12 protein-coding genes are annotated in these 15,364 nt (G+C 64.3%); 8 read left to right on the forward strand and 4 right to left on the reverse strand.

What is annotated here, in order from left to right; all coding sequences use genetic code 11:
* Window positions 1-494 precede the first annotated feature (494 nt).
* From proV to proX (ACA027_RS13590), 4 genes are all read left to right on the forward strand, one after another.
* Complete coding sequence (gene proV / locus ACA027_RS13575) at window positions 495-1,829, forward strand: glycine betaine/L-proline ABC transporter ATP-binding protein ProV (protein WP_370678754.1); 1,335 nt, start codon at window positions 495-497, stop codon at window positions 1,827-1,829.
* A 7-nt stretch (window positions 1,830-1,836) separates the two neighbouring features.
* Entirely contained in the window at window positions 1,837-3,036 is a 1,200-nt protein-coding gene (gene proW / locus ACA027_RS13580) for a glycine betaine/L-proline ABC transporter permease ProW (RefSeq protein WP_370678755.1), read from the forward strand.
* A gap of 182 nt (window positions 3,037-3,218) precedes the next feature.
* Entirely contained in the window at window positions 3,219-4,190 is a 972-nt protein-coding gene (proX, locus tag ACA027_RS13585; RefSeq protein ID WP_370682585.1) for a glycine betaine/L-proline ABC transporter substrate-binding protein ProX, read from the forward strand.
* A gap of 94 nt (window positions 4,191-4,284) precedes the next feature.
* A complete protein-coding gene (gene proX, locus ACA027_RS13590) occupies window positions 4,285-5,367 on the forward strand; it encodes a glycine betaine/L-proline ABC transporter substrate-binding protein ProX (protein WP_370678756.1) in 1,083 nt (360 codons plus the stop codon).
* A 126-nt stretch (window positions 5,368-5,493) separates the two neighbouring features.
* Here the strand turns inward: proX (ACA027_RS13590) and ACA027_RS13595 are convergent, their stop codons facing one another.
* A complete protein-coding gene (locus ACA027_RS13595; RefSeq protein ID WP_370678757.1) occupies window positions 5,494-6,468 on the reverse strand; it encodes an META domain-containing protein in 975 nt (324 codons plus the stop codon).
* Between the two features lie 269 nt (window positions 6,469-6,737).
* Between ACA027_RS13595 and ACA027_RS13600 the strand changes: the two genes are divergently transcribed.
* Window positions 6,738-7,433 (forward strand): DUF3334 family protein, encoded by a 696-nt coding sequence (locus ACA027_RS13600; protein ID WP_370678758.1) that lies wholly within the window; start codon window positions 6,738-6,740, stop codon window positions 7,431-7,433.
* A 924-nt stretch (window positions 7,434-8,357) separates the two neighbouring features.
* Here ACA027_RS13600 and fumC read toward each other — a convergent pair.
* Together fumC and ACA027_RS13610 are read right to left on the reverse strand one after the other, a co-directional pair.
* Window positions 8,358-9,752 (reverse strand): class II fumarate hydratase, encoded by a 1,395-nt coding sequence (gene fumC, locus ACA027_RS13605; RefSeq protein WP_370678759.1) that lies wholly within the window; start codon window positions 9,750-9,752, stop codon window positions 8,358-8,360.
* A 314-nt stretch (window positions 9,753-10,066) separates the two neighbouring features.
* The gene (locus ACA027_RS13610) at window positions 10,067-10,843 is read right to left on the reverse strand and encodes an alpha/beta hydrolase (protein WP_370678760.1); all 777 of its coding nucleotides are present in this window, start codon (window positions 10,841-10,843) and stop codon (window positions 10,067-10,069) included.
* A gap of 473 nt (window positions 10,844-11,316) precedes the next feature.
* Between ACA027_RS13610 and ACA027_RS13615 the strand changes: the two genes are divergently transcribed.
* From ACA027_RS13615 to ACA027_RS13625, 3 genes are all read left to right on the forward strand, one after another.
* A complete protein-coding gene (locus ACA027_RS13615; protein WP_370678761.1) occupies window positions 11,317-12,870 on the forward strand; it encodes a fumarate hydratase in 1,554 nt (517 codons plus the stop codon).
* A gap of 161 nt (window positions 12,871-13,031) precedes the next feature.
* Window positions 13,032-13,547, forward strand: coding sequence for a DUF1993 domain-containing protein (locus tag ACA027_RS13620; protein WP_370678762.1), 516 nt, complete (start codon window positions 13,032-13,034; stop codon window positions 13,545-13,547).
* 53 nt (window positions 13,548-13,600) lie between these two features.
* Window positions 13,601-13,996 carry a DUF6678 family protein gene (locus tag ACA027_RS13625; RefSeq protein WP_370678763.1) on the forward strand — a complete coding sequence of 132 codons (396 nt, stop codon included), beginning with the start codon at window positions 13,601-13,603 and terminating at the stop codon, window positions 13,994-13,996.
* 404 nt (window positions 13,997-14,400) lie between these two features.
* Here the strand turns inward: ACA027_RS13625 and ACA027_RS13630 are convergent, their stop codons facing one another.
* Complete coding sequence (locus ACA027_RS13630; protein ID WP_370678764.1) at window positions 14,401-15,165, reverse strand: SDR family NAD(P)-dependent oxidoreductase; 765 nt, start codon at window positions 15,163-15,165, stop codon at window positions 14,401-14,403.
* Between the last annotated feature and the right edge of the window lie 199 nt (window positions 15,166-15,364).

A 15,364-nucleotide genomic window follows, 5' to 3' on the forward strand; every position in this document is an offset into this window, starting at 1 on the left:
CACGATGCCAACGGTTGCTGCAGGCAGGCGCGGCCAGCCGGCAAACAAATATTGACATCCACATAGCAAATAGTTATAATTTCGCATCCATTAACAACCTGCCATGCAGGTAATCCACCTCTTTTTGACTGCAGGTGGAGTGACTCAGGCGCGCAGCGCTGCCACGCAGCCTCTGCCGCCACAGGCCGAATTCCGGCCCTGATGCACGGACTCTCACCGAAACGCCAGGCCCAGCGCCCGGCGTCTCCTCCGAGGGAAGACATGCAGCGAATCTCTTCGCTGCCGCACCTTCCCCCTTGCGGCCCTTGCGCACCTCTTGCGTGCCATCCGGGCCCTGTCTACGTCCCGCTTTTTCAGCGGCGCAACGGGTTGTCACCCCACTGCGCCAGCGCATCGGGCTCCACGATTCGGCTTCGCGTGTAGGCCGCCATGGCTATGCCCATGGCGCGGCTGCACTGTGTTCCAGCTCCAACAACAACAAGGGAGAGCAACCAGTGGCCAAACAAATCCGTATCGAGCATGTCTTCAAAGTCTTCGGCGACCAGCCCCAGACGGCGCTCGACCTGGTGCAACAGGGTCTGTCCAAGCAGGACATCCTGGAACGCACAGGCCAATCCATCGGCGTCTTTGACGCCCACTTCACCATCGAGGCCGGCGAGGTCTTTGTCATCATGGGCCTGTCGGGCTCGGGCAAATCCACGCTGGTGCGCCTGCTCAACCGCCTGATCGAGCCCACGGCCGGCCAGATCGTGGTCGACGGCGAAGACATCAACAAGCTCAACGACCGCAAGCTGCGCGCCCTGCGCCGCAAGGACATCTCCATGGTGTTCCAGTCGTTTGCGCTGATGCCGCACATGACCGTGCTGGACAACACGGCCTTCGGCCTGGAGTTGGCCGGCGTGGACAAGGCCACCCGCCAACAGGCAGCGCAGGAAGCGCTGGAGCAGGTGGGCCTGGGCGCCTGGGGCGCCAGCTACCCGGACGCCCTGTCCGGCGGCATGCAGCAGCGCGTGGGCCTGGCCCGCGCTCTGGCGTCCGACCCCTCCATCTTGCTGATGGACGAGGCCTTCTCGGCCCTGGACCCCATCATCCGCACCGAGATGCAGTCCGAAATCCTGCGCCTGCAGGAGATCAAGCGCCGCACCGTGGTCTTCATCTCCCACGACCTGGACGAGGCCATGCGCATCGGCGACCGTATCGCCATCATGAAGGACGGCCAGGTGGTGCAAGTGGGCACGCCGGACGAAATCCTGCGCAGCCCGGCCGACGACTATGTGCGCAGCTTTGTGCGCGGCGTGGACGCGGCCTCGGTCTTCAAGGCCGCAGACATCGCCCGCCAGGCCATGACCATCGTCTCCGAGCACAACGACCGTGGCTGCCGCGCTGCGCTGCGCCTGCTGGAAGACTCCGACCGCGACTACGCCTATGTGGTCAACAGCCGCAAGCGCTATATGGGTGTGGTGTCCTCGCAATCGCTGCGCGATGTGCTGCAGAACCACCAGGGCATGCTGGGCCTGCGCCACGCCTTCATCCCCAACGCCGTGCCCCTGGCCAGCCACACGCCGGTGGCCGATTTGTTCGGCCCCGTCGCGGCCGTGCCCTTCCCCCTGCCCGTGGTGGATGAGGACGGCAAGTTCCTGGGCGTGGTCAGCCGCACCACCATGCTCAAGTTCCTGGACCGCGACACGCCTCCGGTGCCACCTCCGCAAATTGAGGTTCCCCCCATCCAGCTGAACCCTCAGTTCCCCGCCCATGCCGTGGAACCCGCCGTCGCCCAGCAAGCCATCTCGTCGGATGCGCCCGCTGCGCCTGCCCGCAACCAACCCTGAATACCGCATGAGTGAACTGAACACATCTACCCCTGTACTGGACGATCCCTGGGCAGCCTCCTCGGCGCCTGAAACCCCCACCACCACGGCGCCCGCCGAGGCTGCGGCCGGCATGGATGACCCCTGGGCTGCCAGCAGCCAGCCTGCCGATGGCGCAGACCAAGCCACCGACCCCTGGGGCGGCAGCGCCGCTGCCGATACCCCCGGCAGCGATGCCAGCTGGCTGGACGCGGCCCCCGCGCCGGCCACCACCGATGACGGTGGTCTGGCCGGCCTGTGGCACCAGATCAGCACCGAAGGCCTGCCCGTGCAGGACTCCATCAACCAGGGCCTGAATTGGGTGGTGGAGCATTTCCGCCCCTTCTTCCAGGCCGTGCGCGCCCCCATTGATGCCACGCTCAGCGGCGTGACCGATGCCCTGCTGGCCATTCCCATGGTCTTGCTGGTGGCGCTGGTCGCCTTGCTGGCCTGGCAATTCACCAACCGCAAGCTGGCCATAGGCTCGGCCATTGCCCTGCTGTTCGTGGCGGCGCTGGGTATCTGGTCCGAGGCCATGGTCACCCTGGCCCTGGTGCTGACCTCGCTGCTGTTTTGCGTGCTCATCGGCCTGCCGGTGGGTATCTTGCTGGCCAGCAGCGACTGTGCCCAACGCTGGATGCGCCCGCTGCTGGACGCCATGCAGACCACGCCGGCCTTTGTCTACCTGGTGCCGGTGGTGATGCTGTTCGGCATTGGCAACGTGCCCGGCGTGATCGTGACCATCGTGTTCGCACTGCCGCCGCTGATTCGCCTTACCAACCTGGGCATACGCCAGGTGCGCCCCGACCTGATCGAGGCCAGCCGCGCCTACGGCGCCTCGCCCTGGCAACTGCTGTGGAAGGTGCAACTGCCGCTGGCCATGCCCTCCATCATGACGGGTATCAACCAGGCACTGATGCTGTCGCTGTCCATGGTGGTCATCGCCTCCATGATCGCCGTCGGCGGTCTGGGCCAGATGGTGCTCCGCGGCATTGGCCGCCTGGACATGGGCCTGGCCACCGTGGGCGGCCTGGGCATTGTGCTGATGGCCATCGTGCTGGACCGCATCACCCAGGGCATGGGCCAACGCGAACGCGGCGGCCAACCCTGGTGGCACACCGGCCCGGCCGGTGCCGTCACCCGCCTGCTGCGCCCTGCGGCTTCGCAAGCACCGCTGCCCCCCCAGTAATTGGCCTGCTGGCCACCCCCTTTTGCTGCACGGCCACAGGGCCGTGCGCAATCCCCCAGACCGCTGACAGGAAAGGAATCTCCCAGATGACCCACTACACCGCAGCCACCACCCCGACCACTCACCGCCGCACGCCCGGCACTTACTGGCAGCGCGCCTGCGCCGTCGCAGCCGGCCTGGCCATGGCAGGCAGCATGACCCTGGCCGCCGATAACGGCCAGTTGCCCGGCAAGGGCGTGAGCGTGCAACCGCTCAAGAGCTCGATTGCCGAAGAGAGCTTTCAGACCCTGCTGGTGATGAAGGCCTTGCAGCAGCTGGGCTATGACGTGCAACCCATGAAGGAAGTGGAATACCCCACCGCCCACATCGCGCTGGCCAATGGTGACGCCACCTTCATGGCCAACCACTGGAACCCGCTGCATGCCGACTACTACAAGAATGCCGGCGGCGACGCCAAGCTCTACCGCCAGGGCGTGTACTCAGCCAACGCGGCCCAGGGCTATCTGATCGACAAGAAGACGGCTGACGCCCACCAGATCACCAACATCGCCCAGCTGCAAAAGCCCGAGATCGCCAAGCTGTTCGACACCGATGGCGACGGCAAGGCCGACCTGACCGGCTGCACACCCGGCTGGGGTTGCGAGGCCATGATCGAGCACCACCTCACCGCCTACAAGCTGCGGGACACCGTCACCCACAAGCAAGGCACTTACTCGGCGCTGATGGCCGACACCATCACCCGCTTCAAGGCCGGCAAGCCGGTGCTGTACTACACCTGGACCCCGTACTGGGTGAGCAATGTGCTCAAGCCCGGCCGCGATGTGGTCTGGCTGGAAGTGCCCTTCTCCGCCCTCCCCGGCGAGCAAAAGGGCACGGACACCAAGTTGGCCAATGGCAAGAACTACGGCTTCATCGCCAACAGCCAGCAAATCGTGGCCAACAAGGCCTGGGCTGACAAAAACCCAGCGGCCGCCAAGCTGTTTGCCGTGATGCAGCTGCCCGTGTCCGACATCAACGCCCAGAACTACATGATGAGCCAGGGCCAGAACAAGACCGCCGACATCGAGCGCCATATCAACGGCTGGATCAAGGCCCACCAGAAGACCTACGACGGCTGGATTGACCAGGCCCTGGCGGCCGCCAAGCAGCCCTGACCCACAGGCATGCACAACGGCGACCGTCTTGACGGTCGCCGTTTTTTATCGCCCGCATGACAACGGGCCCACACAACAATCAGGAGGGACAAAAATGGACAAGACTTTGCACACCACGGCGCAGCCCCATCGCGCACAGGCCGACAACGCCCGACGCCAGCTGCTGCTGGGCGCTGTGGCCACAGCCGCTTTGGGCATGGGTGCCGGCCTGGGCCACGGCGCCGCCTGGGCTGCGGGCCAGCCCGGCGATGCGCTGCCAGGCAAGGGCATTACCGTGCTGCCGGTCAAAAGCGCATTGGCCGAAGAGAATTTTCAAACCCTGCTGGTGATGCGGGCGCTGGAGCGGCTGGGCTACACCGTCAAACCCTGGGAAGAGCTGGACTATCCCCTGATCCACGTGGCCGTGGCCAACGGTGACGCCACCTTCATGGCTAACCACTGGAACCCGCACCACGCCGAGTTCTACAAGCAGGCCGGCGGCGACGCCAAGCTCTCGCGCAAGGGCGTCTACGCAGCCGGTGCGGCCCAGGGCTATATGATCGACAAGAAGACGGCCGATGCCCATGGCATCACCCACCTCGACCAGCTCAAGGACCCCAAGCTGGCCGCACTCTTCGACATCGATGGTGACGGCAAGGCCAATCTGATCGGCCCCAACGCGGGCTGGGGCGGCGAGGCCGTGGTGGCCCACCAGATCAAAGCCTTTGGCCTGCAGGGCACCGTCAGCTACACCCAGGGCAATTACCCGGCGCTGATTGCCGATACGCTGGCACGCTTCAAGGCCGGCAAGCCCGTGCTGTATTACGCCTGGACGCCCTACTGGCTCAGCAATGTGCTGCGCCCGGGCCAGGAAGTCATCTGGCTGCAGGTGCCGTTTTCTTCCATGCCAGGCGTGCAGGCGGGCATGGACACCAAACTGCCCAATGGCCGCAACTACGGTTTCCCGCTGAACAACGAGTACATCGTGGCCAACAAGGTCTGGGTGGAAAAGCACCCGGCCGCAGGCAAGTTGTTTGAGATCATGGAAATTCCGCTGAACGACATCAGCCAGCAAAACCGCTTGCTCCATGACGGCCAGAGCAAGCCGGCGGACATTGAGCGCCATGTCAACAGCTGGATCAAGGCCCACCAGAAAATCTTTGATGGCTGGATTGCCCAGGCCCTGGCCGCCCGCTGAGGACTACGGCGATTACGGTAAAAACCAGCGCTCGCATAGACTGCAAGCGCTGGTCTAGCTATCGATAAAGAAGCGGCCCCAGATGGGGCCGTTTTGCATGGTGGCCTGGAGCCCCGCGCTGAGGGTTTAGGGCTTGGCCGCCTCGGCCTGCAGCTGGGCCAGCAGCTTGCCCTTGGCATCCAGCAATTCCAGCCGGTCACCATGCACGCGCCAGCCTGCCGTGTGCTCCAGCACCTTGAGCAACCCGGATTCGGTGCGGGCCGCCGCCCCTTGGCAGGCCATGCGGGTGGTCGCAACCTGGCCGAACTGCAGGCGCTCGCCCTGCTGACTCCAGCTGCCCATCAGGCGGTTGCAGCCGCCGCTGCCGGCCAACCTGCCCTGCGCCAGCAGGTTCAACTGGGCGGACTGGCCCTGGCGGGGCACGGCCTTGCCATGCAAGGTCAGCAGCTTCCAGTGGGTGTTCTCCAGCGTGGAGGCAGGCGCAGCAACTTGTGCGGTGTCTGCTGTGCCCGCTGTACTCGGTGCATCGGCAACCTTGGCGCTTGCCGCCTCGGCAGCGGCTGCAGGCACCACGGCGCCGGCCTTTTCCACCGCCTGCGAGGGGGCTGGCTGGTCTGCTGCACCCGACCGGCCCTGCCAGCCGCTGGCACAGGTGGAAGCACTGGACAGAGAGACAAAGCGCTCCACCCGCAGCATCAGCTGCTTGCGCCCTTGCTGGGCCAGCACCGGATCTGCAAAAGGCTGCTCCAGCACCTTGCCATCCACCGTGGCCAGCATGGACACGGCCGGGCCGCCGCTGCGCGAGGCCATGTAGGCATTTTCCAGCAAGACGTTGTCGCCCTCCATCAAGACCGGCACGGTCTGGCCGGTGCGGCAGTCCTGAAAGCGGCCGGCATCGGCCTGGTAGGTGTACAGGCCCTGCCAGCGCTCTGTCTGCACGCTGGGGCGCAGCACAGGCGTGGGCGGGGCAACGCTGGCCGCAGCGGCGCTGCCCGCATCCTTGCCACGCCATTGGGCCCATTTCTGGGAAACCGTGGTGCACCCTGCCAGGCCGGCCACGGCCAGAGCGCAGGCGGCCAGGCGCCAGAGTGAGGAATGCATGGATGCCTTGTATGGGTGCTGGGATGGGTGTTGCATGCCCGAACGGTAGCAGAGCCCGGCCCCCACAGGGCCTTGGCCGGCCAGGCAAAGCCCTTCACGCCACTCATGCATTGGGGCCTGGACCGCTCCCCCAAACCAGGCCCGCCGCCGGCTGCCAGTGCGGCCGCATGCCAAGATCAACGGCTGCGCAGACGCATGCCGGCATGGCCCAATGCACTCGAGCCCCTGCGTTGCACCCATAATCTCGCCATTTCCCCAAGAGCACATCCATGAGCCAAGAGAATCCCAACGTCGTTCAAGGCACCGAGGAACTTCTCCTCAGCCTGTGCAACTCCGTCACCCGCGTACTGAATGTGGCCACCAACAGCCAGGTGCAGTACTCCGGTGTGGTGCAACGCATCCAGAAGACCTACCTCAAACCCGACATCGGCTGCTTTGTGCTGTTCGACGGCGGCTTCTCGGGGCTGGTCATCATCAATCTCTCGGCCGCATCGGCCATGGAGCTCTACCGCAACTACCTGCTGAACATGGGCTTGTCGGAAAGCGATCTGGCCACCAGCTACACCTCAGACGAGGTCAGCAATGTGATGGGCGAGCTGATGAACCAGGTGGTGGGCGACTTCACCGGCAAGGTGCGCCGCGAGCTGCAAACCCACATCACGCAGAACCAGCCCAAGATGCTGGTGCTGAACAAACAGGTGCAGCTCTCCGTGGACGCCAACCTGGACAACCCCGAGGCCCGGCGCGTGACCTTCTACACCGCGGCCAACAACATCTTCTATCTGGAGCTGGCCGTGGACCGCACGGAGTTCATCACGCTGCGTGACTTCGAGCCGGAAGATGCCCTGGACCCCGACGCCATCATGGCAGCGGCCGGCTCGCCGGCAGCCCCTGCCTCGGCCAGCGCGGCTGCCAGCGACAGCGACGCAGAAACCGCTGCCCTGCTCAAGTCCCTGGGCATGTAAGCCCTGCGCGGGCTGTATGCCCGACGCTCTCTGAATCGAAGCGCCTTGTGTAGATGCACCAAGGTTTTCAGCATGGAAACACCTGATTAGCGACATCCTCAGATGAAGCTCCACTACGAATTGCACTGCTGCGCGGACATGACGTTCTGAGGCCGGGTCTCGCCCCGGCGGGCGACTTCATTTTCTTGAACGCTCAAGAAAACGGAAGCAAAAGAAACCGCCCCTACTGCCCATGTCCCTGCGCTTCGCTCCGGGCAAGCTCGGTGCTCAATCCCAAGGCGGTGCCGCAGAACTCGCGGCGCGGCGTGGCCGCTCTGCTCAAACATGCTGCGGCAAGCTTGACCACGAAGCAGCTGTGTCCTGCGGCACAGCTGCCCGCCCCGGGCTCTGCGCGCCGAGCCATGGGCAAAAGGGGTGGGAGAAAAGCGGATACGGGAACCGAATACCTGCCCTGCGTAGGCTGCGCTATTGGCGAACCTTATCTCCAAACCCTCGAGACCTGCTGCTTCGTCACACTGCTGGCACTGCGGTTGTTCCCCTTCTATACACGCCTGCGGCGCACAGCACACAGGGCTGCATGGCTGCCGTAGGACAGCCATGCTTCGTCAACTGACTTGCCGCGGCTGTTCGAGCGGAGCGCTGTAAGCGCAAAGCGAGTTCTGCGGCAGGCCCTGGGTGTTGGGTGACGCAGGTTGCCCCGGCGCGACAGCGCTGGGGTCGGGGATAGCAGGGGCGCATTCTTCGCCTACCTTCTTGTGCGAGCAAGAAGGTAGGTCGCCCGCCGGGGCGAGTCCCGGCTTCGGAACATCACTTCACAACAGTGTCTGAGACAAGTATCTAATCAGGCGTAACCACACTGGAAATGCCCAGTTTTCTACACAAGGCGCTTTCTTTTTGCGAGCGCTGCCAGGGCAGCGCTGCAGCTTACAGATTCCCCACCATGTCCTTGGCCACCACCCACTGGTCAAACTGCTCGGCCGTCACATGGCCGCTGGCGATGGCGGCCTCGCGCAGGCTCGTGCCCTCCTTGTGCGCCTTCTTGGCGATGAAGGCGGCCTTGTCGTAGCCGATGTGGGTGTTCAGCGCCGTCACCAGCATCAGCGAGCGGCCCACCAGCTCGGCAATGCGCTCGCGGTTGGGCTCTATGCCCACGGCGCAGTGGTCGTTGAAGCTCACCATGCCATCGGCCAGCAGGCGCACGCTTTGCAGGAAGTTGTGAGCCACCAGCGGGCGGAATACATTCAGCTCGAAGTTGCCCGAGGCACCGCCGAAATTGATGGCCACATCGTTGCCAAAGACCTGGGCGGCCAGCATGGTCACGGCCTCGGACTGCGTGGGATTGACCTTGCCCGGCATGATGGACGAGCCCGGCTCGTTCTCAGGAATGGACAACTCACCCAGGCCGCTGCGCGGGCCGCTGGCCAGCCAGCGCACATCGTTGGCAATCTTCATCATGCTGGCGGCCACTGTCTTGAGCGCACCATGGGCGCTGACCAGGGCGTCGCAGCTGCCCAGCGACTCGAACTTGTTGGGCGAGGTCACAAAGGGGTAGCCGGTGAGCTGGGCCAGCTCGGCCGCCACGCCTTCGGCATAGCCCTTGGGCGCGTTCAGCCCCGTGCCCACGGCCGTGCCACCCAGGGCCAGCTCGTACAGATGCGGCAGCGCGGCGCGCACATGGCGCTCACCATGGGCCAGTTGGGCCACCCAGCCGGAGATTTCCTGGCCCAGCGTCAGCGGCGTAGCGTCCTGCAAATGGGTGCGGCCGATCTTGACGATGTCGGCAAAGGCCTCGCTCTTGGCCTGCAGCGTGGCGCGCAGCTTGGCCATGGCCGGCAGCAGTTTTTGCTCGATGGCGGTGACGGCCGCCACATGCATGGCCGTGGGGTAGACGTCGTTGCTGGACTGGCTTTTGTTCACATCGTCGTTGGGGTGCACCAGGCGCGCCTCGCCGCGCTCACCCCCGAGGATTTCGCTGGCGCGATTGGCCAGCACCTCGTTGACGTTCATATTCGTCTGCGTGCCCGAGCCGGTCTGCCACACCACCAGCGGGAATTCATCCGGGTGCTGGTCGGCAATCACCTCGTCGGCGGCGGCATTGATGGCTTTGGACTTCTTCGCGTCCAGCAGGCCCAGGGCGTGGTTGACGCTGGCCGAGGCCTTTTTCACCCGGGCCAGCGCATGGATGATTTCACGCGGCTGCTGCTCGCCGCTGATGTCGAAGTTCTGCAGCGAACGCTGCGTCTGCGCACCCCACAGCTTGTCTGCGGGCACGGCGATGGGGCCGAAAGTGTCTTTTTCCTGGCGGGTGGCATGGGTCATGCAAAAAAGCTCCTGGTGCATTCAGCACCGCAAAAGGTTCACAACATGCTGCAGTCGTGGGTGGGTCCTAGCACTTGTTTGCCTGCCTGAACTGCAGCGGCCATTGTCGCCAAAGCTGCAGGGCCTGCAGCCGATACGGCCAACCCCACCACCGGCCAGCGGGTTTCCTCGCCTCAAAAAAAGAGCACCTCACGCGCATGGCTGCAGCGTGAAGTGCCGAAACACCTGGGCAGATGACCCCCGTCATCCGCAAATCCTTCTTGGCGCTGCGACCGCAGTCGGGCTGCGGTTCGGCGCGTCGCTGCGGCCTCCCTTCAGCCAGGCACCCCAAAAAAGCGTTGGCTGCGCTGCAGCACCGCGGCGCGTTCGCTGTCCACCATGACCATGTGGTAGCTGTTGCTCAGTGGCAGCACCTCGACCGTGCCGGCCAGATGGCGGCGCAGATAGCGGGCCGAGCGCATGCTGGTAATTTCATCCTCGCGCGCATGCACCACCAGGGTCTGGCAGCGAATCTCTCCCAGTCTTGCCACCAGGTGGCGGCGCAGGCGATCGACCTCGCGCACACAGGCCAGCGGGATATAGGCGTAGTGAAACTTTTCCTCGCGCTCAAAGCGCTGCTGTATGGCCCGGCGAATGCGCGGGTTCTTGATGCCATAGGGCTCGCATTCCGGCACCCGCATGCGGCGCGCCAGGGCCGGCAGCCAATACACCAGATGCCGCAGCCAGGCCTTTTTGGGAATGCTCCAGCCATCCAGAAACAAGGGCGGCGCATACAGGGCCAGCTTGCCCTCGTGCTGCTCCTGTCTTGCCACCTCCAGGGCCACCAGCGCACCCAGGCACACGCCGGCCAGGTGCACCTGGCCATGCGCGGCCTGCAGCCCCCGGTACTCGGCACGCATGGCGCCCACCCAGTCCTGCCATTGGCAGCGCAGCAAATCCTGGGGGCTTATGCCATGGCCGGGCAGCAGCGGGCTGCGGGCGTGGACCTGGCCGGCCTGCAGCATCTTGCCCAGAGCCCCCAGGTCGTATTCGGTTCCGCCCAGACCATGGATCAGCAAGGCCGCAGCCTGCGGTTTTTTCTCTTCGTTCACGCTTTCACCTCCTGCCGGCATGCAGCAGATCTCACCCACGCGACAGCGCAATATGCGTTGTGTCATGGCGCGGCATGGTTGCGAATCTGGCTGAACCGCCTCTGAACAGCTGCTGCAGTGCCGGCAGGCACAGGCCAGCCACCGCACCACGGCACGGCCCAGGCATGGCACACACCAAGGCAAACCACGGCATGCAGCGCTTTCTCACGGCTTTGCGCGTCAACCACGGGCTTTTCGGGCAGCGCTACAACCCTGCGACACCACATTACGGTTTGGCAAGCACGGCATCAACAGCCTGCCCATGCCGCGGCACAGAGCCAGGGCCTGCCAAGCCCTGCGGATCCAAGTCCTGTGCACCCAAGTCCTATATAAGACTTGTAGGTTTTAGCGTACAAGCACAGGCGCTTGCGCCGATAATCCCGGGGTGACCCGCGGGCAGCTGCGGCCGCATACAACAACCGAGAAGCTTCACGATGACGACATCCATCCGCCAGCAGGACCTGATCGATTCGATCGCCGGCGCCCTGCAGTACATCAGCTACTACCACACGCCCGACTTCATCCAGCACCTCGCCCGTGCCTACGAGCGCGAGCAAAGCCCTGCGGCCAAGGATGCGATGGCGCAAATCCTGACCAACTCCAAGATGAGCGCCACCGGCCAGCGCCCCATCTGCCAGGACACCGGCATCGTCAACGTGTTCCTGAAGGTGGGCATGGACATCAAGTGGGAAGGCTTCACCATGGGCCTGGAAGACGCCATCAACGAAGGCGTGCGCCGTGGCTACAACCACCCCGACAACACGCTGCGCGCGTCTGTGGTGGCCGACCCCCAGTTCAAGCGCAAGAACACCAAGGACAACACCCCAGCCGTGATCAATGTGCAGATCGTGCCCGGCAACAAGGTGGATGTGACCGTGGCCGCCAAGGGCGGCGGCTCGGAAAACAAGTCCAAGATGATCATGATGAACCCCAGCGACAACCTGGTCGACTGGGTGCTCAAGACCGTGCCCACCATGGGCGCGGGCTGGTGCCCGCCCGGCATGCTGGGCATTGGCATTGGCGGCACGGCCGAAAAGGCGGTGCTGCTGGCCAAGGAAAGCCTGATGGAAGACCTGAACATGTACGAGCTGCAGCAAAAAGCTGCCAGCGGTGCAGAGCTCGATGACGTGGAAAAACTGCGCCTGGAGCTGTTCGAGAAGATCAACGCCCTGGGCATTGGCGCCCAAGGCCTGGGCGGCCTGACCACGGTGCTGGACGTCAAGATCAATATGTACCCCACGCACGCGGCCTCCAAGCCCGTGGCCATGATCCCCAACTGCGCGGCCACCCGCCACGCCCACTTCGTCATGGACGGCTCCGGCCCGGTGTACCTGGATCCGCCTTCCCTGGATGTCTGGCCCAAGATCGACTGGGCGCCCGACTACAACAAGTCCAAGAAGGTTGACCTCAACAATCTGACCAAGGAAGAAGTGGCCAGCTGGAAGCCCGGCGACACCTTGCTCCTGAACGGCAAGATGCTCACCGGCCGCGATGCCGCCCACAAGCGCATCCAGGACATGCTGGCCAAGGGCGAAAAGCTGCCCGTGGACTTCACCAACCGCGTGATCTACTACGTGGGCCCCGTGGACCCCGTGCGTGACGAGGCCGTCGGCCCCGCAGGCCCCACCACCGCCACCCGCATGGACAAGTTCACCGACATGATGCTGTCCCAGACCGGCCTGATCGCCATGATCGGCAAGTCCGAGCGCGGCCCGGTGGCCATCGAAGCCATCAAAAACCACAAGTCGGCCTATCTGATGGCCGTGGGTGGTGCTGCCTACCTGGTCTCCAAGGCCATCAAGCACGCCAAGGTGGTGGGCTTTGAAGACCTGGGCATGGAAGCCATCTATGAGTTCGACGTGGTCGACATGCCCGTCACCGTGGCCGTGGATGCCGGCGGCACCAGCGCCCATATCACCGGGCCCGCAGTCTGGAAGGAAAAGATTGCCACCGGTGAATTCAAAGGCATTGGCGTGGCCGCAGCCTAAAGCCATGGCATAGCCCTTGCGCAAAACCGCCCTCGGGCGGTTTTGTTTTGTGCACAGCATTGCCCTCTGCCTGGCAGCAGCACCGGCCAGCCTATCCGGCCCACGATAATGCCGCGATCAGCACCGAGCCCGTTCGGCTGCACTGCCCAGAGAGACCTCGCATGACACACACGGAAATCGCCGAGATGCAACGCATCTTCACCAGCCGCCTGGACACGCTAGCCCATATCCTGGATGTGGCAGAAAAACAGCTGACGGACATGGATGCCGCACTGCAAGAGCGCCTGGCGCCCGATATGTTTCCGCTGGGCACGCAAATCGCCTTCGCCTGCAATCAGCCACTGGGCTTTGCGCAGTGGTGCCAGGGCCTGCCCATCCAGAATCTGAACCCCGATGTGCCCTCTCTGGCCCTGGCTCGCGCCCATATCCGCGACACCAAGGCCATGCTCGCCGACATCCAGGTGGACGACAGCCAACTGGACAAGATCAAGCGCACGGGCCTGGGTCCAGGCATGTACTGCGAGACCTCGGGCCGCTTCTACGTGAGCGACTACCTGATCCCGAATTTCTACTTTCACATCGCCACCACCTACGCCATCTTGCGTAAGCTCGGCGTGCCGCTGGGCAAGGCCGACTTCATGGCCTTTTTGCTGCCCCATGTGCAGCGCGAGGCATGAGCGCCGCGGCGCACGCAGCCATGCGCTGCCGGCCCTGAGGTAGAAGCATCTCCATGCACCCCAAAGCCCTGGCCCTGGTGCGCCAACGCGCACTTGCGCCCTTGATGAATCAGACCAAATGGACCGAGCTGACCCAGGCCCTGGACCAAGTGGGTGACAACGGCCCCCGGGTCTCCATCAAGTACATAGACCGCGAGACGGTGGATGGCCCCAGCCATATCCACTGGCAGGAGTTTCTCCTGCAAGGCAGCGAATGGTGTGAGTGGATGGACATCCACAGCTGCGAGCCGGTGCACCGCGGCCAACTGCTCCCACCCGGCGAGCGGGACCACTGCCAGGAAATCCTGCAGACCCTGAAACAGGTGGGCGTGCCCTTCAGCCTGCAAGCAAAGGGGTTCAGAGTCTGGGCCTATGTGGATGGCGGGCAGCCGCCAGAGCTGGTGCGCTGAGCACCGATGCGCACGGTGTCTGCGTGCATTTATGAACAAAGAGCCTTCTAACGCTTATCCAGTCTTCTTAGAGCGTGTTCACGATCTCCTCGCGGCGCGCCAGTGTCTTTGCGGGATGGGATACAAGGCGCGACACCGCAGCAATAGCCGTGCTATTGCGAGGATTCGCAACGACGTAGACCGCCCGCAAAGGCACTGGCCCTTCGGGTTGAAGCGAAATCGGGCGATTTCTTCGCGCTGGAGCTTGCTTGCACCTCGGTGCAAGCTGCGCCCCATCGGCTCGAACTCCTCCCGATTGCGCTCCAACGCGCCTGCGTAGAGATCGTGAACACGCTCTTAGGCAGCTCTCTTTTTCAAAGCACCCCTTTCCATCAGGCCTCCCGGACTGCCTGGCATGCAAAGCATCAAATGCTCATGCCACCATCGGCCATGAACACCGCACCGGTGCAAAAGCTGCTGGCATCGCTGGCCAAGAACAGCATCAGCTCGGCGATTTCTTCGGCCCGGCCATGGCGCCCAAGGGCGATGGCGCCATCGAGCATGCGACCTGCGTCGTGCCCCAGCACGCGGCTCAGGCGCTGCTCTATATCTTGCTGGAACGCGTTGTCTATGGGCCCAGGCGCCAGGGCGTTGACCCGTATGCCACGCGCTGCAGCCTCCTTGGCAGCCACGCGCATCAGGCCTATCAGCCCATGCTTTGAGGCCGCATAGGCGCAGATGCCGGGATCGGCCGTGACCCCCACCACGCTGGACACCACAATGACGCTGCCGCCCTGGCCCATGCGGGGCAGGCCGTGCTTGCAGGCCAGAAAACTGCCCAGCACATTGACGCGCATGACGCGCTCGAACTGGGCCGTGTCATACGCCGTGATGGGGACGATGTCACCGTTGATGCCAGCATTGCAGACCAGCACATCCAGCCGCCCCCAGCGGCCCAGGGCCGCCTCCACATAGGCCCGGGTTTGCACCTCATCGGCCACATCGGCCGCGTGCGTGGCCACATGCGCTGCGAACGTGCCGAGCTGCGCCTGGGCAGCCTGCAGCAAGGCCGGACTCTGGTCCACCAGCAACACCCGCGCCCCATGGGCCAACAGCTTGCGCGCCCCCGCCACCCCCAGGCTGCCGCCCCCACCGGTGATGATGCATACCTTGTCCTGCAACACAGTCATATTGCTTCTCCATCACGCTGCTCTCCAGCACATGCATCCCACGCACTGCGCCCTGCCAGCCGCATCCCCGACACCAGTCCTCCGCCGCACAAAACTGGCACAGCCTATAGGCCAGAGACACCGTGCAAGGGCTGCCCCGCAGCGCTGGTGTCGTCCCCCCTGCCCGCATCGCTCTGCGATGCGAAAGCGGGGGGAAGGC

This window comes from Comamonas sp. GB3 AK4-5, assembly GCF_041320665.1.
GTDB lineage: Bacteria > Pseudomonadota > Gammaproteobacteria > Burkholderiales > Burkholderiaceae_C > Comamonas.

Coding starts and splice junctions, on each gene's coding strand:
- proW (WP_370678755.1), top strand. CDS start 1,837: ATGAGTGAACTGAACACATCTACCCCTGTACTGGACGATCCCTGGGCA.
- proX (WP_370682585.1), top strand. CDS start 3,219: ATGGCAGGCAGCATGACCCTGGCCGCCGATAACGGCCAGTTGCCCGGC.
- proX (WP_370678756.1), top strand. CDS start 4,285: ATGGACAAGACTTTGCACACCACGGCGCAGCCCCATCGCGCACAGGCC.
- ACA027_RS13595 (WP_370678757.1), bottom strand. CDS start 6,468: ATGCATTCCTCACTCTGGCGCCTGGCCGCCTGCGCTCTGGCCGTGGCC.
- ACA027_RS13600 (WP_370678758.1), top strand. CDS start 6,738: ATGAGCCAAGAGAATCCCAACGTCGTTCAAGGCACCGAGGAACTTCTC.
- fumC (WP_370678759.1), bottom strand. CDS start 9,752: ATGACCCATGCCACCCGCCAGGAAAAAGACACTTTCGGCCCCATCGCC.
- ACA027_RS13615 (WP_370678761.1), top strand. CDS start 11,317: ATGACGACATCCATCCGCCAGCAGGACCTGATCGATTCGATCGCCGGC.
- ACA027_RS13620 (WP_370678762.1), top strand. CDS start 13,032: ATGACACACACGGAAATCGCCGAGATGCAACGCATCTTCACCAGCCGC.
- ACA027_RS13625 (WP_370678763.1), top strand. CDS start 13,601: ATGCACCCCAAAGCCCTGGCCCTGGTGCGCCAACGCGCACTTGCGCCC.
- ACA027_RS13630 (WP_370678764.1), bottom strand. CDS start 15,165: ATGACTGTGTTGCAGGACAAGGTATGCATCATCACCGGTGGGGGCGGC.